The sequence below is a fragment of the Rahnella sp. WP5 genome (assembly GCF_000745615.1).
Classification (GTDB): Bacteria; Pseudomonadota; Gammaproteobacteria; order Enterobacterales; family Enterobacteriaceae; genus Rahnella; species Rahnella aceris.
This window is the reverse complement of sequence record NZ_JQJR01000005.1, coordinates 82,313-104,488: the sequence shown is the minus strand read 5'-3', so window position 1 is coordinate 104,488 and position 22,176 is coordinate 82,313. Positions and strand designations below refer to the sequence as shown.

The 22,176-nt window shown below is 56.6% G+C and carries 15 protein-coding genes; 13 read left to right on the top strand and 2 right to left on the bottom strand.

Annotated elements, in window-relative coordinates:
• Positions 1-19 precede the first annotated feature (19 nt).
• The 4 genes from EX31_RS00465 (at position 20) to EX31_RS00450 (ending at position 6,127) form a co-directional block, all read left to right on the top strand.
• The gene (locus EX31_RS00465) at positions 20-1,159 is read left to right on the top strand and encodes an efflux RND transporter periplasmic adaptor subunit (RefSeq protein ID WP_037032772.1); all 1,140 of its coding nucleotides are present in this window, start codon (positions 20-22) and stop codon (positions 1,157-1,159) included.
• Positions 1,159-4,275, top strand: a complete 3,117-nt coding sequence (locus EX31_RS00460) for an efflux RND transporter permease subunit (protein ID WP_037032770.1) — start codon at positions 1,159-1,161, stop codon at positions 4,273-4,275. Before EX31_RS00465 ends, EX31_RS00460 begins: the two co-directional genes overlap by 1 nt.
• Entirely contained in the window at positions 4,275-5,645 is a 1,371-nt protein-coding gene (locus EX31_RS00455; RefSeq protein WP_037033215.1) for an efflux transporter outer membrane subunit, read from the top strand. Before EX31_RS00460 ends, EX31_RS00455 begins: the two co-directional genes overlap by 1 nt.
• 95 nt (positions 5,646-5,740) lie before the next feature.
• Positions 5,741-6,127, top strand: a complete 387-nt coding sequence (locus EX31_RS00450) for a methionine-R-sulfoxide reductase (protein WP_037032769.1) — start codon at positions 5,741-5,743, stop codon at positions 6,125-6,127.
• 211 nt (positions 6,128-6,338) lie between these two features.
• Here EX31_RS00450 and bamA read toward each other — a convergent pair whose 3' ends face one another.
• On the bottom strand, positions 6,339-8,762 hold the full coding sequence (gene bamA / locus EX31_RS00445; protein ID WP_037032767.1) for an outer membrane protein assembly factor BamA: 2,424 nt from the start codon (positions 8,760-8,762) through the stop codon (positions 6,339-6,341).
• 214 nt (positions 8,763-8,976) lie between these two features.
• Positions 8,977-9,915 carry an aminoimidazole riboside kinase gene (locus EX31_RS00440; RefSeq protein ID WP_037032766.1) on the bottom strand — a complete coding sequence of 313 codons (939 nt, stop codon included), beginning with the start codon at positions 9,913-9,915 and terminating at the stop codon, positions 8,977-8,979.
• 250 nt (positions 9,916-10,165) lie between these two features.
• Between EX31_RS00440 and EX31_RS00435 the strand changes: the two genes are divergently transcribed.
• From EX31_RS00435 to EX31_RS00395, 9 genes are all read left to right on the top strand, one after another.
• The gene (locus tag EX31_RS00435) at positions 10,166-11,746 is read left to right on the top strand and encodes a carbohydrate porin (protein WP_037032764.1); all 1,581 of its coding nucleotides are present in this window, start codon (positions 10,166-10,168) and stop codon (positions 11,744-11,746) included.
• 76 nt (positions 11,747-11,822) lie between these two features.
• Positions 11,823-13,196, top strand: coding sequence for a sucrose-specific PTS transporter subunit IIBC (locus EX31_RS00430; protein WP_013578077.1), 1,374 nt, complete (start codon positions 11,823-11,825; stop codon positions 13,194-13,196).
• Positions 13,193-14,602, top strand: a complete 1,410-nt coding sequence (locus EX31_RS00425; RefSeq protein WP_037032762.1) for a sucrose-6-phosphate hydrolase — start codon at positions 13,193-13,195, stop codon at positions 14,600-14,602. Before EX31_RS00430 ends, EX31_RS00425 begins: the two co-directional genes overlap by 4 nt.
• Complete coding sequence (locus EX31_RS00420) at positions 14,603-15,658, top strand: LacI family DNA-binding transcriptional regulator (protein ID WP_037032761.1); 1,056 nt, start codon at positions 14,603-14,605, stop codon at positions 15,656-15,658.
• Between the two features lie 257 nt (positions 15,659-15,915).
• The gene (locus EX31_RS00415; RefSeq protein WP_037032760.1) at positions 15,916-16,734 is read left to right on the top strand and encodes an ATP-binding cassette domain-containing protein; all 819 of its coding nucleotides are present in this window, start codon (positions 15,916-15,918) and stop codon (positions 16,732-16,734) included.
• Positions 16,734-17,549 carry an ABC transporter ATP-binding protein gene (locus EX31_RS00410; RefSeq protein ID WP_037032759.1) on the top strand — a complete coding sequence of 272 codons (816 nt, stop codon included), beginning with the start codon at positions 16,734-16,736 and terminating at the stop codon, positions 17,547-17,549. The genes EX31_RS00415 and EX31_RS00410 overlap by 1 nt, the downstream gene beginning before the upstream one ends.
• 4 nt (positions 17,550-17,553) lie before the next feature.
• Entirely contained in the window at positions 17,554-18,792 is a 1,239-nt protein-coding gene (locus tag EX31_RS00405) for an MDR family MFS transporter (RefSeq protein WP_037032758.1), read from the top strand.
• Positions 18,793-18,805: 13 nt separating this feature from the next.
• Complete coding sequence (locus EX31_RS00400; protein WP_037032757.1) at positions 18,806-20,314, top strand: ABC transporter substrate-binding protein; 1,509 nt, start codon at positions 18,806-18,808, stop codon at positions 20,312-20,314.
• Positions 20,314-22,101: an ABC transporter permease subunit gene (locus EX31_RS00395; protein ID WP_037032756.1), complete on the top strand. Its 1,788-nt coding sequence runs from the start codon at positions 20,314-20,316 to the stop codon at positions 22,099-22,101. The genes EX31_RS00400 and EX31_RS00395 overlap by 1 nt, the downstream gene beginning before the upstream one ends.
• The last annotated feature ends 75 nt before the right edge of the window (positions 22,102-22,176 follow it).

Here is a 22,176-nt window from a genome sequence, read left to right as displayed (position 1 = left end):
ATTATTTACGGACACCAAAATGCTTTTAAGATTCTCCTGCTTATTGATACTTATCGCGCTGAGTGGTTGCGATAATTCACCACCGGTTCAGCCCACTGCCGCGCCCGCTGAAGTGGGCGTCGTCACGCTAAAAGCACAATCGTTCAATCTGGTCAGCGAATTAACCGGCCGGACCACCGCCACACTGACGGCGGATGTGCGGCCTCAGGTCGGCGGTATTATTCAAAAACGTTTATTCACCGAAGGCGACTGGGTTAAAGCCGGTCAGGCGCTGTATCAGATTGATCCGTCGTCGTATAAAGCGACGTATGATCAGGCTGCCGCTGCACTGAAAAGCGCCAAAGCGCTGGTGCTCTCGGATTGCCAGAAAGCCCGCCGTTATGCCGTACTGGTGAAAGAGCAAGGCGTGTCGCAGCAGGATGCGGAAGATGCGCAATCGGCCTGTGCAGAAGACCGCGCCAGCGTTGATGAAAAAGCCGCATCGCTGGAATCGGCCAAAATCAATCTCGACTGGACGCGGGTCACGTCGCCGATTGCCGGTCGTATCGGCATTTCCTCCGTTACACCGGGCGCACTGGTCTCTGCCGCGCAGGACACCGCGCTGGCGACGGTGCGAAATCTCGATTCAATGTACGTGGATCTCACCCGTTCCAGCGCCGATTTGCTCAGTCTGCGTAAACGCGCACTGGCAACGAACAGCGATGCTTTAAGTGTCACGCTCACCCTTGAAGACGGTTCAACCTACCCCGAAAAAGGTCGTCTGGAACTGACCGAAGTGGCGGTCGATGAAGCCACCGGTTCGGTCACGCTGCGCGCCGTGTTCCCGAATCCGCAACACGTTTTACTGCCGGGAATGTTTATCCGCGCTGACGTGGATGAAGGCGTCGTCGAAAATGCCGTGCTCGCACCGCAACAAGGTGTGACACGGGATGCCAAAGGCGACGCCACCGCGCTGGTGGTCACCGCCGACAACAAAGTCGAACAACGTCATATCGAAACCGGCGAGGCTACCGGTACCCACTGGCTGATTGTCAAAGGCTTGCAGGTGGGTGATCGCGTGCTGGTGGAAGGCAGTGACAAAGTCACGGTGGGCGATACGGTGAAACCGGTTGAAGTGAATAACGCCGCCGCTGCGAAAAGCACAGAAGGAGCCGCCTGATGTTCTCCCGCTTCTTTGTGCGTCGCCCGGTTTTTGCCTGGGTGATTGCGATTCTGATCATGATGGCCGGGATTATGGCGATCCGCACGCTGCCGGTCGCGCAGTATCCGGACGTCGCGCCTCCCTCAGTGAAAATCAAAGCCACCTATTCCGGGGCTAACGCCGAAACGCTGGAGAACAGCGTCACGCAGGTCATCGAACAACAACTGACCGGCCTGGATAATCTGCTGTATTTCAGCTCCAGCAGCAGTTCCGACGGGTCGGTGGATATCACCGTCACCTTCAAACAGGGCACCAATGCCGATACCGCGCAGGTGCAGGTGCAGAACAAAGTCCAGCAGGCGGAATCACGCCTGCCGACGGAAGTACAGGAAGCCGGGGTGACGGTCACCAAGTCGCAGTCCAGTTTCCTGCTGATCATGGCGGTGTACGATAAAACCGACAAAACCAGCAGCTCGGATATCGCCGACTGGCTGGTCAGTAATATGCAGGATCCGCTGGCGCGCGTCAGCGGCGTCGGCAGCTTGCAGGTGTTTGGTGCGGAATACGCCATGCGCATCTGGCTGGATCCCACCAAACTGGCGGCGTATGACCTGATGCCGTCAGATGTGGAAACGGCCATCGAAGCGCAAAACGTGCAAATCTCCGCCGGTAAAATTGGCGGTCTGCCATCTTCCACCTCACAACAACTGACCGCCACGGTGCGCGCCCAGTCACGTCTGCAAACGCCGGAGCAGTTCCGTAACATCATTGTTAAAGGCAATACCGGCGGCGCGGTGGTGCGCATCAGTGATATCGCCCGCGTCGAAATGGGCAGCGAAGATTACACCGCGTCTTCACAACTGAACGGTCATCCGGCGGCGGGTATGGCGGTGATGTTATCGCCGGGTGCCAACGCGCTCGATACCGCCACGCTGGTGAAAAACACCATCAGCGAATACCAGCGCAGCATGCCGAAAGGTTATGACGTCGCCTATCCGAAAGACAGCACCGAATTTATTAAAGTGTCGGTGGAAGACGTCATTAAAACGCTGATCGAAGCCATCGTGCTGGTCATCGTGGTGATGTATCTGTTTATGCAGAATCTGCGCGCCACGCTGATCCCCGCGCTGGCGGTGCCGGTGGTACTGCTCGGCACGTTTGGCGTACTGGCGCTGTTCGGCTATTCCATTAACACCCTGACGCTGTTCGCGATGGTGCTGGCCATCGGCCTGCTGGTGGATGACGCTATCGTGGTGGTGGAAAACGTTGAGCGCATCATGCGTGATGAAGGGCTTCCCGCCCGCGAGGCCACCGAGAAGTCGATGGGAGAAATCTCCGGCGCGCTGGTGGCGATTGCGCTGGTGCTCTCTGCCGTGTTCCTGCCGATGGCGTTTTTCGGCGGCTCAACCGGCGTGATTTACCGCCAGTTCTCCGTCACCATTATTTCCGCCATGATACTTTCCGTGGTGGTGGCGCTGACCCTGACACCGGCGCTGTGCGGCGCTTTTCTGCGCCATAAACCACAGGCTACCCGTGGTTTCTTCGGCGGCTTCAACCGTTTGTATTCGCGTACTGAGCAACGCTACGAAAATGGCGTGACGCATGTGCAGCGCCGTCCGGTGGCGATGGCGCTGATTTACGGCGCCATGGCCGCACTGATGGGCGTGCTGATGTGGCAACTGCCGACCAGCTTCCTGCCGTCTGAAGATCAGGGCGAAGTCATGGTGCAATACACCCTGCCCGCAGGGGCGACAGCGAACCGTACCGAAGCCGTCAATTCCCGTGTTACAGAGTGGTTCCTCGGCAAAGAGAAAGCCAATACCAACGTCATATTCACCATCACCGGCTTTAACTTCAGCGGCAGCGGTCAGAATGCCGGGATGGCGTTTGTGTCACTGAAGAACTGGGATGAACGTCCGGGTGCCGTAAACACCGCGCAGGCGGTAGCCGGTCGCGCGATGCGGGATCTGACGGTGATCCGCGACGCAAAAGTCATCGCCATGACGCCGCCTTCCGTGGACGGGCTCGGGCAAAGCAACGGTTTCACCTTTGAGCTGATGGCTACCGGCGGCACCAGCCGCGCGGACTTACTCAAACTGCGCACCGAACTGCTGGCGCTGGCCGCCAAAAGTCCGGAACTGCAATCGGTTCGCGCCAATGATTTGCCACAAATGCCACAGTTGCAGGTGGATATCGACAACAACAAAGCCGTGGCGCTCGGGCTGACGCTCAGCGATGTCACTGCCACCCTGAGCAGCGCGTGGGGCGGCACTTACGTCAATGATTTCATTGACCGTGGCCGCGTCAAGGAAGTGTATATCCAGGGCGACAGTGAGTTTCGTTCCAAACCGGCGGATCTGAATAAATGGTTTGTGCGCAGCAGCGACGGTACCAGCATGACGCCGTTCTCCGCCTTCGCCACCACCCACTGGACCTATGGCCCGGAAAGTCTGGCGCGCTATAACGGATCAACTTCCTATGAGATCCAGGGCGAGAATACCGACGGCTACAGTTCCGGCGCGGCGATGGCAAAAATGGAAGCGCTGGCGGATAAATTACCCGCCGGTTCAACCTGGGCATGGAGCGGACTCTCTCTGCAGGAAAAGCTCGCCAGCGGTCAGGCACTCAGTCTGTATGCCATCTCGATTCTGGTGGTATTCCTGTGTCTCGCCGCACTGTACGAAAGCTGGTCCGTGCCGTTCTCCGTGATCCTGGTGATCCCGCTCGGTCTGCTTGGCGCATCCCTTGCCGCCGAACTGCGTGGCCTGAATAACGACGTTTACTTCCAGGTGGCGCTGCTGACTACCATCGGTCTGTCGTCGAAAAACGCCATCCTGATAGTTGAGTTTGCCGAAGCAGCGCTCAAACAAGGCAGCACCCTGACCGCTGCCGCGCTCTCCGCTGCCCGCACCCGTTTACGCCCGATCCTGATGACGTCGCTGGCCTTTATCGCCGGGGTGATGCCGCTGGCAGTCGCAACCGGCGCAGGGGCTAACAGCCGCATCGCCATCGGTACCGGCATTATTGGCGGCACCGTGACCGCCACCTTACTGGCTATTTTCTTTGTTCCGCTGTTCTTCGTGCTGGTGAAAAAAGTCTTCACCGGTCACAAAGACGCGCAGGAGTCAGCATGATTTTTCGTCTGAGTATTATTTCGCTGGCCATGTTGCTGGCAGGCTGTATCTCGCTGGATCCCGATTATCAGCGCCCTGCCGCGCCGGTGCCTGCAGTCTGGCCTGCGCAGGGCGCACAGCCAGCGGCCACCACGGTGCTGAGCGACTGGCAGGGCATCATGGCCGATGCGCGCCTGAATGCCGTGGTGGCCAAAGCGCTGACCAGCAACCGCGATTTGCAGGAAGCGATTGCTGATATTGAAGCCGCCAAAGCGCTGTATGGCGAGCAACGCGCCAGCCTGTTCCCGACGCTGGATGCGGAGCTTTCGCAAACCCGTAGCCGGACGCAGGATGCAGGCGTCAGCAGCAGCGCCACCGCCGACGGCGCGGTCAGCAGTTTTGAAATCGACCTGTTTGGCCGTAACCGCAGCCTGAGCACAGCGGCAAAAGAAACCTGGCTGGCGAGTGAATCGACCGCGCAGAACACCCGCCTGACGCTGATTTCAGAAACCAGCACCGCGTGGATCACACTGGCGGCGGACAACAGCAATCTGAAACTGGCGCAGGACACACTGAAAAGCGCGGCGGATTCGCTGAGCATTACGCAACGGCGGCAACAGGAAGGCGTCGCCTCGGGGCCGGACGTCAGCTCTTCGATGGCGATTTATCAGCAGGCACGCGCCAGTGTCGCCAGCTACCAGACGCTGGTCGCGCAGGACATCAACGCCCTGAATCTGCTGGCAGGCGACACCGTGGCGCAAAATCTGTTGCCGGGTACGCTGGAAAGCCTGGCACCGCAGGCCATCAAACTGGTGCCCGCCGGGATTTCGTCGTCGGTATTACTGCGCCGCCCGGACGTGCTGGAAGCGGAACATAACCTGAAAAGTGCCAATGCGGATATCGGCGCAGCGCGGGCGAATTTCTTCCCGACGCTCTCGCTGACTGCCAGCGCAGGCGTCGGCAGCAGTTCGCTGTCGAACCTGTTCAGCCACGGCAGCAATGTGTGGTCGTTCGCGCCCAGCCTGAGCCTGCCTCTGTTTACCGGCGGCAGTAATACCGCGCAGTTGCGCTACGCTGAAGCGGAGAAAAAGGGGCTGATTGCCGCGTATGAAAAAGCCATCCAGAGCGCCTTTAAAGATGTGTCGGACGCCCTCGCCCGCCGTGCCACGCTCAGTGAACAGATGGATGCCCAGCAGCAATATGTTGCGGCCGCACAGCGCAGTTACGATTTGGCGCGCCGCAGTTATGAAACCGGTGCGGGCGATTATCTGACGGTGCTTACCGATCAGCGTTCACTGTGGTCGGCGCAGACCGACCTGATTGCCCTGCAACAGACTGATTTTGAAAACCGTATCACCCTGTGGCAGACGCTGGGCGGCGGCGTGAAATAGCACACTATGGCAGGAGGGCACTTGCAGCTTGATATGTCGCCCCAATATAGCGCTACACTATAAGGCTGCAATGTCACCTGCCAGGAGCAATGATAATGAACAGAGAACTGAATGATTTTGAACGTTTTGTCATCGAAAACAAAGGGACAGAGCACCCGAATACCGGTGAGTATAACGACCACTTTTCACCGGGCCGTTACGTCTGTAAAAGATGTTCTGCGCCGCTGTATTCCTCAGAACACAAATTCGAATCCCATTGCGGCTGGCCCGCTTTCGACGATGAAATTCCGGGTGCGGTTGAACGTGTGCCGGATGCCGATGGCCGCAGAACAGAAATTGTGTGTGCCAACTGCAAGGCACATCTGGGGCATGTCTTTGAGGGGGAATATTTAACTGAGAAGAATCTGCGCCATTGTGTCAATTCCGTTTCAATGATTTTTGAAAGTGCCGATGCGCAAGGGAATTACCACAAAGCAGAATAATCGCTTATTTCTGCTGTGATAAACGAATAAAAAGAAGGGCCGCACAGGGGCAGCCCTTAAAAGGAAGAACTCCAACAATATTATAATGGCATGATGTTTTACCCTAAGGGTTGCTCAATAAACATCATGCCGGCATTATAATTGAATCAGATTTATTTTCTATTCTCATTGCGTCTGTAAAAAGTAATAACTTTGTAAGACAGCGTTATTATTACCACGTCTTACCGATATTAAACTGGAATTGCTCCGCACTGTCCCCTTCATATTTCACCAGCGGCTGCGCATAAGAGAATACCAGCGGGCCGAGCGGGGATTGCCATTGCAGCGCAATACCACTGGAAACACGAATATGTGTCGGGTCGCTGTAATCCGGAATACCCGCGGCTTCGGTCGCTGAGGTATTTTTCCATCTCGTATCCCACACCGTACCGGAGTCGACAAATAATGAGGTACGCACTGAACTGGCGTATTTCTCGCTGATGAACGGCGTCGGCACATACAGTTCCGCGCTGGCAATCGCCATCGCATTACCGCCCACCGCATCAGTCGATTTGGTCACCGGACAGGTGGAATACGAGCTGTCCGCGCTGCTGCATTTGTAATACGCCGCTTTCGGCCCGATGGTGTTGGAGGAGAAACCGCGAACCGAGCTGGAGCCACCTGCGTAGAAGTTGTCGTAGAACGGGACTTCGTTGCTGCCAATGCCTGCCGCGTAACCGGCTTTGGCGCGGCCCATTAATACCCAGTCCGATTTGTCGCTCAGCGGAATGTAATGGTTGGCATCAAAGGTGATTTTGTAATAACTGTCGTCCGAGCCAGGCGTGGTCACTTTTGCCGCCAGGCTGGCGCGCGTGCCGGATGACGGGAAGAAGCCACGGTTAAGATCGTTATACGCCCAGCCGACACTGGCGAAGAAGTCATTGGTGCTCAGTTGAGCATCGCTGTTGGTGGAGGTCGTTACCACCCCCGGCTGTACGCCGCTGGCATTGAGATAGCGCCAGACCGCGACCTGCGGTTCCATATCACTCAGCGTACTGTGAACGTAATCCAGCCCCAGATTCAGCGTATTGTTTTCGCTGACCGGCAGGCCAAGATTCACGCCTGTGCCGTAACTTTGCAGATTATACGCCGCCAGATCGTTATCTTCCGCGTCGTAATGGTTGTAGAACACTTTGCCGCCAAGGCTGATGCCATCAACGGTGTAATACGGGTTGGTGGCCGAGACTTCGACATAGGTCTGATAAGAGTTGCGCGTGCCGCTGAAACTGACCGTATTACCACTGCCCAGCCAGTTGTCCTGCGTTACGCCCAACTGATAACTGATGCCGCTGTCGGTGCCATAACCCAGGCCCACGTTGAATGTGCCGGTGTTACGCTCTTTAACTTTATACACCACATCAACCTGATCCGCTGAACCGGGCACCGGCTGGGTATCCACATCAACCGACTCGAAATAGCCGGTACGGTTGAGGCGATCTTTGCCCTTCTGCACCAGATCATTGCCCAGCCACGCGCCCTCCATCTGGCGCATTTCGCGCCGCAGCACTTCATCTTTCGAGGTGTCATTGCCTTCAAAACGAATGCGGCGCACCGAATAACGGTTGCCGGTATCCACGCTGATATGCAGTTTCACGGTTTTATCCGTTTCATTAATGTCGCTTTGCGTCGTGACATGCGGATAGGCATAGCCATAGCGGCCCAGCAGATTTTTGATGTCACCTTCCACTTTGGTGACTTTCGCGCCGTTATACAATTCACCGGCAGGAATGGCGGCGAGCGATTCAATTTCGGAAGAATGTCCGGCCATGTCGCCGGTCACCACTACGCCGGACACGGTATATTGCGCACCCTCAGTAATATTGACGGTAATATAAATCCCTTTCTTATCCGGCGTTAAACTGACCTGGGTGGAATCAATATTAAAACGGGCATAACCGCGGTCGAGATAAAAACTGCGAAGTGTTTCTAAATCACCTGACAGTTTTTGTTTTTCATATTTTTTATCGCCAATCACATTCCACCACGGCACCTCATCACGTAGCTGGAAATGGGCGATTAAATCGTCACTGGTAAAAGCTTTATTGCCCACAATATTGATTTGTTGAATTTTTGCCGACACGCCTTCGGTAAAGACCAGTTTCACGTCCACGCGGTTACGCGGCAACGGCGTCACCACCGCTTTTACACTCGCGCTGTATTTGCCGACGCTGTAATAAAAATCCTCCAGTCCCTTTTCAATCGACGAAATGGTGGTGCGATCCAGCGCGTCCCCGACGCGGATCCCTGAGGCTTCCAGGTTCTGCTGCAACATCTCGTCCTTTATGGCTTTGTTGCCCGAGAACGTAATGCTGGCAATCGTTGGCCGCTCTTTCACCTGAACAATCAGCGTGTTGCCATCTTCAAGCACCTTCACATCGTCAAAATTGCCGGTCGCAAACAAGGCACGGATCGTCTGGCTGATATCGTCATCGGATACCGTATCGCCCACGCGCACGGGGATGCTCAGCAAGGCTGCGCCGACGGTGACCCGCTGCAATCCTTCGACGTGAATGTCTTTTACGACAAACCCGCCGGCAGCAAAAACCGGGGCACTGCTGAACAGCAGCGACGCTAAGAGTAATTTTTTCATTGTCATGTGATCCGTGCTCGCCGTTTTTCAACTAACAAAAATTCCTGTTAACAAAATACTTTGCTATCAGAAGAAATAACCTCGCTAACAGACTGTGGGATATATAGGAGGTTCAGCGGCAAACATTTGATTTTCGTAAAACATGACGTTGGATTACAGATTACTTACATTATTTTCGTCGGGTGAACAGTTGCGGTCCGGGCAACATCGTCGGGCGCGGTTACCCCTGAGAAGAGAACGCTTTTAAGGTAACGCTGTCGGGTAATGCGGTCATTGCGCCTCTGGCGGTGGTAGCAAGAGCACCGCATGCCAGTGCCTGATGAATGATCTGTTGCCAGACACTCTCCGAGGTCAGCGGCCAGTGTTGCGCCAGCCCGGCCAGTAATCCGGCGACAAAAGCATCTCCGGCACCGGTGGTATCCACCGCTTTCACTTCGCGGGCCGGATAGTGCTGCAGACTGGCATTATTTTTCCGGTAAACCGAAACCCCCAGTTTTCCCTGCGTGACCAGCAGCAGTTCGGGATTATAGCGGTCACACAGACGCAGCATCCCCTCCGACAGCAACGCTTCGCCCGTCAGAAATTCCAGCTCATCCTCTGAGACTTTAATCACATTAGCCAGCGACAAGGCGCGGGCAAGATTTTCACGCAGTTGTCCCTCATCAGACCACAAGTCATGCCGGATATTGGGATCAAAACAGACATAACCCCCTGCCGCTTTCATCTTCGCCATTGCCAGAAAGGCGGAGGAACGTGAAGGTTCCGCAGATAACGCGATTGAGCATAAATGCAAGAAATCCCCGGGATGGAAAGCCGGAATGTCGGTTGCCTGGAGGAATAAATCCGCACCCGGACGCACCATGAAGGTAAAAGAGCGTTCGCCGTCAGCATCGTTTTCCACCACCACGGTGGAGGTACGGTGATGAGGGTCAAGGTACATACAGTCAATATTCACCCCCTCATCCGCGAGGGTTTTCATCAGGAACTTCCCGAAAGGGTCATCGCCCACGCGCCCGATAAATGCGCTGTCTCCCCCGAGGCGGCGGATCCCGACGGCAACATTCGCCGGTGCCCCGCCCGGGCATTTTAATAAGCGGTCATCCTCTTCAGCGATCAGATCCACCACCGCGTCACCCAAAACCCAAACCCGGTTATTCATCTTCATTCCTTTTTTAAATCCTGATAAATCGTCTGTCGATAAAATAGAAGAACCGGTTTAGCTAATCAAGAGCAAATGAATTTTCAGGACGAGAGATGGAATTGCCAGCAAGATCACAAATCCAGCACAAGGCTGCCGAACTTCGTTGCGTAAATACATAACGGGTGTTTATTGTGCTCAGGAAAACCAGTTTAGCAATTTAGCAAAATGGTTTTCCCATAATAATTAAACTTCCTCTGAAGGGATAAAAATGATGATGAAACCTCGCTATCTTGCTGTTGCTATTGGACTTATTCTTTCTTCTGCGGCCCAGGGTGCCGATATCTCCGCCAGTGCGATTGAAGCGCGCTTTGCGGCGATGGAAAAACGACTACAACTCGCCGAAAGCCGCGCCGCTAAGGCCGAAGCCCGTGCTACGCAGGCAGAACAGCAGGTTAAGCAACTCGAAACACGCACCGCCAGCAACGAACAGCAAACCCGTCAGGTGGCGAAGACGGCTGAAATCACCCAGCAGCAAACCGCCGATGTGGCTAAACGCACTGAAACGTTAGCCGCTGATAACAATAAAAACAGCAGTGATAACAGCGGGTTTAAATTCACGGGATATGCCCGTTCCGGCGTGATCATGAATGACTCGGCGACCTCCACGGAAAGCGGCCCGTACGTGACGCCTGCCGGACAAACCGGCGGTGCAGTCGGGCGTCTTGGCAATGAAAACAACACCTACGTTGAGCTGAATCTGGAGCATAACCAGACAATGGCCAGCGGTGCGACTTCCCGCTACAAAGTTATGCTGGCTGACGGTCAGCGCAGCTACAACGACTGGACCGGCGCGACCAGCGATTTAAATATCCGTCAGGCCTTTGTTGAACTCGGCTCGCTGCCGACGTTCACCGGTCCGTGGAAAGATTCCACGCTGTGGGCGGGTAAACGCTTTGACCGCGATAATTTCGACATTCACTGGCTTGATTCCGACATCATCTTCCTGGCGGGGACCGGCGGCGGGATCTATGACGTCAAATGGGGAGATAACCTGAAAAGTAACTTCTCGCTTTACGGAAGAAACTTTGACGATCTTGAAGACGATAACAACGATGATACCCGCATCGAAAATTACATTGTCACAGCCAACAACTATGCCGGGCCTTTCCAGTGGATGCTGAGCGGGTTGCGTGCCAAAAACAATCAGGATCGCGAAAATACCGGCACAAATGGGATCACTAATGCGGCGGACACCGGCTTCCATACCATGCTGGCGTACCACGGCGACAGTTTCTATGGTCTGCGTGAAGGGTCATCCAAAACCGCGCTGCTTTACGGTCACGGACTGGGGGCGGAGGTGAAAGCACTGGGCTCTGACGGACATCTGACTGACGATGCCAGTACGCTGCGTCTGGCAACCTACGGCATCACACCGATCAGCAAAAACTGGAGTATTGCTCCGGCTGTTCTGGCTCAGCAGAGCAAAGACCGTTATGTCTCCGGCGATGACTATAAATGGCTGACCTTCAACACCCGGCTGATTCAGCAAATTACCGAGAACTTCGAGCTGGCGTATGAAGGCAGCTATCAGTATATGGATCTCAATCCGCAGGGTTACAGCGATTACAACAAAGTGAAAGGCGGTTTCTACAAACTGACCTTCGCACCAACCTTCAAAGTGGGCGATATCAGCAACATGCTGAGCCGCCCTGAAATTCGCTTCTTTGCCACTTACATGGACTGGAGCAAAGAACTCGACAGTTATTCCTCCAGTGATTCATTTGGTACAGATGGCTTTACGGCGGGCGGACAGTGGAATTTCGGCATCCAGATGGAAACCTGGTTCTAAACGGCAGGGTTTGATTTTAAAAAAAAAGCACCCGGTCTGACCGGGTGTTAACGGTAAAGATAAATTAAGGGATTCTATGAACATCAATGCAATCGCGACTGAGCTGCTTCCGCTGTTGGGTGGGAAGGACAATATTGCCAGCGCGGCACACTGTGCCACACGTCTGCGCCTGGTGCTGGCAGACGACAGTCTGATCAACAAAAGTGCTATCGAAAAAGTGGAAGGCGTAAAAGGCTGTTTCAGCAACGCCGGACAGATTCAGATCATTTTTGGTACGGGACTGGTGAACAAGGTGTACGCCGAGTTTATTAAAGTGGCCGGTATCAGCGAATCGAGCAAATCCGAAGCCGCCGATATTGCGGCGCGAAAACTCAATCCCTTCCAGCGACTCGCGCGCGTGCTGTCGAATATCTTTGTGCCGATTATTCCGGCGATTGTCGCATCCGGCCTGCTGATGGGGCTGCTCGGCATGGTGAAAACCTACGGCTGGGCCAACCCTGAGAGCGCGATTTTTATCATGCTCGATATGTTCAGCTCGGCGGCATTTATCATTCTGCCGATCCTGATTGGTTTCACTGCCGCGCGCGAATTTGGCGGTAATCCGTTCCTGGGTGCAACACTGGGTGGCATTCTGACTCACCCGGCACTGACTAACGCCTGGGGCGTTGCCAGTGGTTTCCATACCATGAATTTCTTTGGTATCGAAATTGCGATGATCGGTTATCAGGGCACGGTATTCCCGGTTTTGCTGGCGGTCTGGTTTATGAGCTTCATCGAAAAACGCCTGCGCAAAGTGATCCCTGATGCACTGGATCTGATCCTGACGCCTTTCCTGACGGTCATCATTTCCGGTTTTATCGCTTTCCTGATCATCGGCCCTGCGGGTCGTGCGCTCGGGGACGGTATCTCCTTTATTCTCAGCACGTTAATTACCCATGCCGGTTGGGTGGCAGGTCTGGTGTTTGGCGGATTGTATTCGGTTATCGTGATCACCGGTATTCACCACAGCTTCCATGCGATTGAGGCCGGTTTGCTGGGGAACCCGAATATCGGGGTGAATTTCCTGCTGCCTATCTGGTCGATGGCGAATGTTGCACAGGGAGGAGCCTGTCTTGCGGTCTATTTCAAAACGCGTGATGCGAAAATTAAAGCCATTGCCGTGCCTTCAGCATTCTCCGCGATGTTGGGCATAACGGAAGCGGCAATTTTTGGTATCAACCTGCGCTTCATGAAACCGTTTCTCGCCGCTCTGGTCGGCGGTGCGCTTGGCGGCGCCTGGGTGGTTGCGATGCACGTCAATATGACGGCGGTTGGCCTGACCGGTATTCCGGGGCTGGCCATCGTGCAGTCCAGTTCGATTCTCAGCTACCTGATTGGTCTGGTGATTGCCTTCGGCAGCGCATTCCTGTTGTCATTGCTGCTGAAATACAACACGGAGAGTGAAAAATGACAGAAGTCAGTTTGCTGAAAAAAGCGCTGCGCAGTGTGGTGGCCGGTCAGGTCAGAGCGGCGGCAGATCCGTACCGTCCCGGCTGGCATCTCGCGCCGCCGGTCGGGCTGCTCAATGACCCTAATGGCTTTATCCAGCATAACGGTCGATTCCATTTGTTCTATCAATGGAACCCGCTGGCCTGCGCGCACGGTGCCAAGTTCTGGGGGCACTGGAGTTCAGCAGATTTACTTCACTGGCAGCATGAACCACTGGCGCTGGCGCCGTCAGAAGAATACGAAACCCACGGCTGTTATTCCGGCTCAGCCGTAACAGACAACGGCCAGCTGACGCTGATTTACACCGGCAACGTGAAATATCCCGATGGCAGCCGCACGGCGTTTCAGTGTCTGGCGCGCGAAAATGCTGAGGGTGAGTTTGATAAAACCGGGCCGGTATTCAACCTGCCGCAAGGCTATACCGGACATGTGCGTGATCCGAAAGTCTGGTGGCATGACAAACACTGGTACATGGTGCTGGGCGCTCAGGATCTCAGCCTTCAGGGCAAAGTGTTATTGCTGCGATCTGACGATTTATCCGCGTGGGATCTGCTCGGCGAAATTGCCGGTTCGGGTTTACACGGGCTGGGTGAGTTCGGTTACATGTGGGAGTGCCCGGACTTATTCCGGCTGGCCGAAAACGACATTCTGATTTGCTGCCCGCAAGGTTTAGCGGCGGAATCTGACCGTTATCTGAATACCTTCCAGTCGGGTTATTTTGTCGGGCAACTGGATTACGCCAATGCCACGTTTACGCACGGCGATTTCGCTGAACTGGATCTGGGGTTCGAATTTTATGCACCGCAAACCACACAGACGGATGACGGGCGACGGCTGCTGATTGGGTGGATGGGGATCCCGGACGGTGATGAATTTTACCAGCCGACAATACAAAACGGCTGGCTGCATACCCTGACCTGCCCGCGCGAACTGACACTGGTCGCGGGAAAAATCATCCAGAAACCGGCCCGTGAACTGCAACAACTTCGTCGTGACGAGCAGACATGGCAAGGGATTGCGGACAATTGCCTGCCTCTGGACATCACCCACGCCGAGACAGAGATTGTCACTGAACACCCCTTCATCGCCGATTTTGGTGGTGATATGACCCTCAGCTTCGACGGGGAAGAATTGCGTTTAAGCCGTAAAAACCGGCGTACGGGTGAGCCTGAACATCGTGTCTGGCAGGGGCAGTTACGTAAGCTGACGGTGTTAAGCGATGCATCGAGCCTTGAAATTTTCATTAATGACGGAGAAGCGGTGATGTCCGCACGCTATTTCCCTGTTTTACCAGCACAATTGAACTTGCAGGGTTCTCATCAGATTACGCTGCGCCACTGGTCGTTGGCGGAATGCGTGATAGAATAAATGTCTTTCCGGACAACAGAATATGGCGCAGTGAAAAAGACCAAACGCATCACTATCAGTGGCATAGCCGAACTGGCTGGCGTATCGAAATCGACTGCCAGCCAGGTACTCAACGGGCACAGCAAGAAGTTTCGTATCTCCGATCCTACCCGGGATCGGGTGCTCGCCGTGGCGGCTGAACATCATTATCAGCCGAGCATTCACGCCCGCTCGCTGAATGTCAGCCGCAGTTTCACCCTGGGGCTGGTGGTGCCGGAAATGACCAACTACGGTTTTGCTGCCTGTTCTAACGAACTTGAAACACTGTGTCGTGAGAACGGCATGCAGCTGCTGATTGCCTGTACGGATGAAAATACCAGCCAGGAAACCATGGTGGTCAATAATCTCATCCAGCGTCAGGTCGATGGCCTGATTGTGGCGTCCAGCATGCTCAGCGATGCGGAATACGTAAAAATCAGCCAGCAAGTCCCCGTCGTTTTGTTTGACCGTCATATGCAGGACACGCAGCTCCCTATTGTTGTCTGTGAAGCCATCGAATCTTCAGCAGAACTGGTTTCGCGGATAGCGAAAATTCAGCGGGACGAGTTTTATTTTATCGGCGGCCAGCCGCGAATTTCTCCGACCCGCGATCGCCTCGCAGGCTATCAGCTTGGCCTGCAGCGGGAAGGTGTCAGTCTCGACCCCGACTGGATTGTGTACGGCAACTACCACCCGAGCTCCGGCTACGAAATGTTTGCCCAACTGTGTGCCCGGCTTGGGCGTCCACCCAAAGCGCTTTTCGTGGCCTCCTGCGGTTTGATGGAAGGGGTTCTGCGCTATATGAGCCAGCATCAATTGCTTGAGAGTGATATCCATCTTTGCAGTTTTGACGATCACTATCTTTACGACTCGCTGTCCGTGAAAATTGATACCGTCGCTCAGGACTGCGGGGAGCTGGCTATGCACTGCTTCAGCATGATCAGTGATCTGATGAATGAACAACCCATCGCACAGCCACAATGCTTTTTAACCCCTAAATTGCACTGGCGTTCCCCGCACTTCTCGCAGATCAAATAGATATTCAATGTCGTCACATGAGGATGATGAGAGATGTTAATTCATCTCGCGTCATCTGATTGTTCCTGCCAGCTTTGCTTCATCATGTCCCGGCTACGACAGCGGCGAACTCATCATTTCGCTGCCTGAAAGGGTGCTGCACACAGTTGCACCGGCAAATAGCACAGAGAAAATCACAAAACCTTTTGCATTAAATTGACACATTTTGTTATGTTATCACATATCAAAACAGTCGCAGCGATGAACAGGTTTAGGGAATGACACACAACAGGACGCAAAATACTGAACCGGTTCTCGCGGTGGAAGGGCTGACAGTGCGGCTCGCAGGTGAAGAACGCGTCAGCAGACTGAGTTTCAGCGTCAGTGCGGGCGAACGGGTTTGTCTGCTTGGTGCTTCCGGCTCCGGTAAATCACTGACTGCCAAAGCCATCACCGGCACGCTGCCTGCGGGCGCGATACCCGGCGGCAGTATTCGGGTGAATAGCGTTGAAGTGCGCGGCAGACATCCGGTTTCACGTTGTGCTGCCAGCCGCGTCGCCACGGTTTTTCAGGATTCTTCCACCGCACTGAACCCGCTGATGACGCTCGGAAAACAGCTACGTCTCGCCCTGCCCGCCACCAGCGAAGACGAAATCTGCACGATGCTGGATGCCGTCGGGCTGGGCGATATTGCGCAATTTTCCACCCGTTATCCGGCGGAGCTTTCCGGCGGTCAGCGCCAGCGTTTGTGCCTGGCGCTGGCGATGCAATCCTCTTCTTCGCTGCTGGTGGCGGATGAACCGACCACCGCGCTCGACGTGCTGACCCAGCAACAGGTTTTACAGGTCATGCATAAGGCCTGCACCCGCCCGCAATCACCCCGGGCGCTGCTGTTTATCACCCATGATATTGCCGTCGCCGCGCAGCTATGCGAGCGCGCACTGGTAATGGAAAACGGCGTGCTGGTGGAATCTGCCGGTATGGCGCAGTTACTCCGTCATCCGCAACATCCTTATTCCAGAAAACTGGTTCACGCTGCAAGACAGGCCGCCGCGCTGCATCAGAATGCCGCGTCGCTGCGCGGGGTTGCTGTCTGATGGAATCTTCACTGCATCTGATCACCGAACCGTTTCTGCATCTGCATAACGTCAGCCGCCATCTCGCCCTGCCGCGGTCCGGCTGGCGCAGGCAGCACGCTGCGCTTTTTGAGCATCTGTCGCTGCGTATCGGCCGCCACGAAACGCTCGGGCTGGTCGGCGCGTCCGGCTGTGGAAAATCCTCCCTGCTGAAAATCTTGCTGGCGCTTGAATCTCCCGACAGCGGTGAAGTATATTGCGCCGGTGTTAAAATTCGCCCCGGCTCTGCGCGGTCTCTGCGCGCATACCGGCAGCGCGTGCAGTACATTCCGCAGGATCCGGCCGGTTCGCTGCCGCCGGCTCAGACCGTTTATCAGATTATTGCCGAACCGCTGAAACGCCTCGGGTTTAGCGGCAATATCCGTCTGCGCGTGACTGACGTGATGGCGCAGGTCTGCCTGAGCGAAACGTTGATAGGGCGTACGGCAGCCGGACTCTCCGGCGGGCAGGCGCAGCGGCTGGCGATTGCCCGTGCGCTGGCGATCCGCCCGCAATTTCTGGTGGCCGACGAGCCGGTGAGCGGGCTGGATCTTCCCCTGCGCGGGCAGATCAAACAACTGCTGCAACAGGTGACGCAGCAAAATGGCATGGGCCTGCTGATGGTCACGCACGATATCTCGATGGTGGCCGGGCTATGCGACCGGTTGCTGGTAATGCACGGCGGCAAAATTGTGGAAGACCGCGCCACACAGGATATTTTGCGCACCCCGGACCATACGCATACCCGGCAACTGCTGCAGGCCATTCCTCATTTACCTTTGACCGTTAACGGATAACCGGATGCTGACCCGTTCCATTGCCCGCGCTTCTGCGCCAAAACCACCGCTGCTGCTCGCCAGCAATCTGGTATTTAACATTGGCTTTTATGCCGTCGTGCCGTTCCTGGCGATTTTTCTGCGCGACGATTTATTGCTTTCCGGCTGGGCGATCGGGCTGGTGCTGGGTTTGCGGACATTCTCGCAACAGGGCATGTTTTTGCTCGGCGGGGCACTGTCTGACCGCTACGGCGCACGGATCATCATTCTGCTGGGCTGCGTGGTGCGTATCACCGGTTTTCTGCTGCTCGGGCTTTCCGACACACTGGCACCGGTGATTCTCGGCGCCTGTCTGACCGGCATCGGCGGCGCACTGTTTTCCCCTTCGATCGAAGCGCTGCTGGCACAGGCAGGAACGCACAGCGAGAAAGCCGGAAAACGCAGCCGGGCAGAATGGTTCGCGCTCTCGGCGGTCTGCGCGGAACTGGGTGCGGTGCTGGGGCCATTGCTCGGATCGCTGCTGTCCGGTTACGGTTTTCAGCCGGTGGCGCTGGCCGGTTCCGGTCTGTTTCTGATGGCGCTGGTGGTGTTGTTTTTCACGCTGCCCGCCACGCCGGAACGCGCCGCTGAACTGAAAATTGTGCCGTGGTGGCAGACCTTCCGTCAGCCGCGTTTTGTGGCCTTTATTATTGCCTACAGCGCTTATCTGTTCAGCTACAACCAGTTGTATCTGGCGCTGCCGGTGGAGCTGCGCCGTTCGGGCGGCAGCGAGCAGGACCTCGGGCCGCTGTTCGTGCTGGCCTCGGTTCTGGTGATCGTTCTGCAAATGCCGCTGGCGCGTTTTTCCCGCCGGGTAGGCGCGGCGCGGATTTTACCTGCGGGCTTCGGATTGCTGTCTTCCGCGTTTATCGCCGTGGCGCTTTTCGCCTGGACAATACCGCCGGAAGGCTGGCTGCGGCTGCTGCCTTCCGTATTACTGATTACCCTGCTGACAGTCGGCCAGATGCTGATTGTGCCGGTCGGGATGGATCTCATTCCGCGCTTTGCCGGGCAACATAATCTCGGTGCGCATTATGGTGCGCTGTCGTCGATGGGCGGCGCTGCGGTGCTCGCGGGCAATTTCCTGCTCGGTGGCCTGCTCGATAACGCCCTGACACCGTCTCCGGGCGCAGTGATTCCGTGGCTGGCGCTGGCCGCCGTTCCCTTTTTAAGCGCGCTGGCGATGTGGCGAATCTGCCGCCAGTTGCCCCCTCCTGCAATCTGACAAGGAACTTCTGATGTCTCTGTTACGTGTAAGCCCGCTGGCCGGGCTGCTTTCTGCTGCCCTTTTACTGACCGGTTGCTTCAGTGAAGCCGATAAAACCCCCGAAAAAAGCGCGGATCAACGCCTGCGGCTGGCGATGTTACAGCCGCCGCGTTCCGGTCTGACGCCGCTCAGCGACGATGCATTTAAACTCTCACGCTGGAGTACAGCAGAGACGCTGGTGACGCTCGATAAGCTCGGCGAAGCGCAACCGGCGCTGGCCATCCGCTGGCAGCCAATCGGTAATAACAGCTGGCGTTTCGCGCTGCGTGCCGGTGTGAAATTCCACGACGGCAGCCCGCTTGATGCCGCCACAGTGGTGAATGCACTGACCGTCGCCGCACATGCCGCGCCGAAACCGCGCATTCTGGATGGCGTGCAACTGACCGCCGTGGCTGACGGCGCACTGGCGGTGATTGTGACCACCGCACTGCCAGATCCGTTGCTGCCGCAGCGTCTGTCCAGCCCGCAACTGGCGATTCTTTCACAAAAAGCCTACAGCGCCAGCGGCGTGGTCGATCCACGCCATACCGGTTCCGGCCCGTTTGAACTGGTGCAGGTGAATGGCACCAGCAGCGCCCGGCTTGAACGTTTCGCCGGTTACTGGGGTGAAAAGGCCAAAGCCAGCGGCATTGATGTCAGTTTCGTGCCGGACGGCACCGCACGCGGCGCGGCATTACGCAGCGGCACAGCGGATATTGTCGAAGCCATTCCCGTGTCTCAGGCCCCGCTGCTCGATCAGAACTTAATCCACGAGGTGCCGATGCCGCGCACCAACACGCTGTATCTCAATACGCGCCTCGGCGTCATGCAGGATCCGGCGCTGCGTGCCGCCGTTCGCGAGGCGATTAACCGTCAGCAACTGGTGGATAATGTCTACGAAAAACGCGCCGATGTGGCGCAGGGTCTGCTCGGTCCGGCACTCCCCTGGGCAGCACAACTGCGCCAGCCGGTGAGCCATCCGGTAGCTGCCCGTAAACCGGCCGGTGAAACCATCACGTTAGCGACATTCAGTGACCGCGCTGAACTGCCGGAGGTGGCGGTGTACCTTGCGCAACAACTGAAGGCCGCCGGTTTTACTGTGAAACAGGTAGTGCGCGAATACTCACAAATCGAATCTGACGCGCTGGCAGGCAAGTTCGATGCCTTTATTTTATCCCGTGCGACGGTACTGGATTCCGGCGACCCGGTGGCCTATATGTACAGCGATTTTGCCTGCAAAGGGTCGTTTAACATTGCGCAGCTTTGCCGCCCTGACATCGATCAGGCGCTGCAAAAGGCTGCCGTTATTCCGGCGGGCGCTGAACGCCGTCAGGCGATCATGCAGGCTGAAAACCTGATCCTCGCCACGGATGCCGCCATTCCAATGTTGCATGAACGGGTGATTCAGGGCGAAGCAGCGGATATTCGTGACGCGGTGCGCGACCCGCGTGAACGCACATTAATCAATGCCGCGACACAACGTGCGGTTCAGGCCGACTGATGAGTGAATCTCTGTATTGCCGCACCTGCATGGCCGTCAGCCGTGTTCGCATGAGCCAGACCGGCGGCGCGTGGATACCGCTGATTTCGCGCTTGCTGACGCTGGCCGCCATCGTGGTATTGATCGGCCTGTTGCCGTGGCTGTCGGGCAGTGATCCGGCACTGACCTTGCTGCGCGCAAGATCCGGTGAGCAGGAAGCCACGGCAGAAACGCTCAATGCGATCCGCCTGACGCTGGGGTTAGATCAGGGGCCATGGCATGCACTGACGCACTGGCTGGCCGGTTTGTTGCGGGGTGACGCGGGAATTTCCTGGGTATCCGGCATGCCGGTTTTACCCGGCATGTTGCGGGCCACTGGCGTTTCACTGACGCTGATGGCGGTTTCCGCTGGCGTGGCGTTTCTGATTGCACTGCTGTTATGCGCGGGCACGATGATTCGTGGCTTGCAGGGCGGCACGGCACGCCCGGCCGGTTTTCTGGCGGCACTGCTGACCGCGCTGCCCGAGTTTTTACTGGCGTCAGTGCTGCTGATTACCGGCGCTGTCTGGCTGAAATTTTTCCCGCCTTATGGCTGGTCCGGCTGGTATTACGCTGTGCTGCCTGCGCTGGCGCTGGGCATTCCGGCAGGTGGCTATCTCGGGCGGCTGTATTCCGATGCCCTCAGCGGTGTCTTTAATGAAAGCTGGCTGACCACCTGGAGCGTGCTGGGCATTTCGCGCCGCCATACCGCGCTGGCCATCATCCGGCGCGCATTGCCCGGGGTAATGCCGTTAACCGGACTGGTGCTGGTGTCGCTGACCGGCGGTGCAATCGCGGTGGAAAAAGTCTTCGCCATCCCCGGCCTGGGGCGCGCTACGCTGGGCGCGGCGGCAGCGGGAGATTTACCGGCGTTACAAACCGGCGTGCTGATCCTGCTGCTGCTGGCCTCCGCCATCGGCATGCTGACGGGCGGCATGCGGCGGATATTACTGGGCCGTGCGTTGTCATTGGGTGCGGTGCCGGTTCCGCAACCCGATGCCACGCCCGAGAAACAGCGGGCATGGCTGCCGTGGCTTTGTCTGAGCGTTCTGGTCGTTATGGTTCTCGCCGGTTTGCCGCGCGACCCGCTGACATCAGAGTATTTGCGCCTGCAATCCCCCTCTTTCGCTTTGCCGTTTGGCGCTGACGCGATGGGCCGTGACCTTCTCGCCCGCGTGGCGCGTGGCACATTCAGCACCTGTTTGCAGGCACTGAGTGTTTCACTGATTTGCCTGCTCGCAGGCGTGATTACCGGTGCTTTTCCCCGTGCTATGACCGGCCCGATTGAAGTCACTAACGCACTGCCGCCGGTCATTGCCGGGCTGGTGATCGCTGCCATCAATGGCCCAACCGCCACCGGCGCGGCGATTGCCGTCACCGCCGTCAGCTGGGCGCCGCTGGCAGCACATACCGCCGCGCTGGTGGCCGAAATCCGCGCAAGGCCATACATGCAGATGCTTGCGGTCATTGGCGTGGGTGCATTGCGCCGTAATGTATTTTATGTGTTTCCTGCGCTCGCGGGTCCGCTGTTGCGCCATGCCCTGCTGCGTTTACCGGGCATCGCGCTGGCGCTGGCGTCATTAGGTTTTCTCGGGCTTGGCGCATCCCCGCCCGCCCCGGAATGGGGACGCGTGCTGGCGGAAGGGATGCCCTATATTGAACGCGCCCCGTGGAGTGTGCTCGCGCCTGCCGGTGCGCTGGCGCTGCTGTCCGTGATGGCGGTGACGATGAGCAGTTTGCGCTGGAAAAAAACCGGCAGGGCTGGCTGAACTGTTACCTGAATCATTATTTTCGCGCCAATCTGACGGCACTGCCGCCCTGATGACCGGCCAGACTCAATGTCG

Excerpts from the sequence above, each read along its gene's own strand:
- EX31_RS00410 (WP_037032759.1), top strand. The coding sequence starts at position 16,734 with ATGGAATCTTCACTGCATCTGATCACCGAACCGTTTCTGCATCTGCAT.
- EX31_RS00450 (WP_037032769.1), top strand. The coding sequence starts at position 5,741 with ATGAACAGAGAACTGAATGATTTTGAACGTTTTGTCATCGAAAACAAA.
- EX31_RS00405 (WP_037032758.1), top strand. The coding sequence starts at position 17,554 with ATGCTGACCCGTTCCATTGCCCGCGCTTCTGCGCCAAAACCACCGCTG.
- EX31_RS00430 (WP_013578077.1), top strand. The coding sequence starts at position 11,823 with ATGAACATCAATGCAATCGCGACTGAGCTGCTTCCGCTGTTGGGTGGG.
- bamA (WP_037032767.1), bottom strand. The coding sequence starts at position 8,762 with ATGACAATGAAAAAATTACTCTTAGCGTCGCTGCTGTTCAGCAGTGCC.
- EX31_RS00435 (WP_037032764.1), top strand. The coding sequence starts at position 10,166 with ATGATGATGAAACCTCGCTATCTTGCTGTTGCTATTGGACTTATTCTT.
- EX31_RS00465 (WP_037032772.1), top strand. The coding sequence starts at position 20 with ATGCTTTTAAGATTCTCCTGCTTATTGATACTTATCGCGCTGAGTGGT.
- EX31_RS00460 (WP_037032770.1), top strand. The coding sequence starts at position 1,159 with ATGTTCTCCCGCTTCTTTGTGCGTCGCCCGGTTTTTGCCTGGGTGATT.
- EX31_RS00440 (WP_037032766.1), bottom strand. The coding sequence starts at position 9,915 with ATGAATAACCGGGTTTGGGTTTTGGGTGACGCGGTGGTGGATCTGATC.
- EX31_RS00395 (WP_037032756.1), top strand. The coding sequence starts at position 20,314 with ATGAGTGAATCTCTGTATTGCCGCACCTGCATGGCCGTCAGCCGTGTT.
- EX31_RS00400 (WP_037032757.1), top strand. The coding sequence starts at position 18,806 with ATGTCTCTGTTACGTGTAAGCCCGCTGGCCGGGCTGCTTTCTGCTGCC.
- EX31_RS00415 (WP_037032760.1), top strand. The coding sequence starts at position 15,916 with ATGACACACAACAGGACGCAAAATACTGAACCGGTTCTCGCGGTGGAA.
- EX31_RS00425 (WP_037032762.1), top strand. The coding sequence starts at position 13,193 with ATGACAGAAGTCAGTTTGCTGAAAAAAGCGCTGCGCAGTGTGGTGGCC.
- EX31_RS00420 (WP_037032761.1), top strand. The coding sequence starts at position 14,603 with ATGTCTTTCCGGACAACAGAATATGGCGCAGTGAAAAAGACCAAACGC.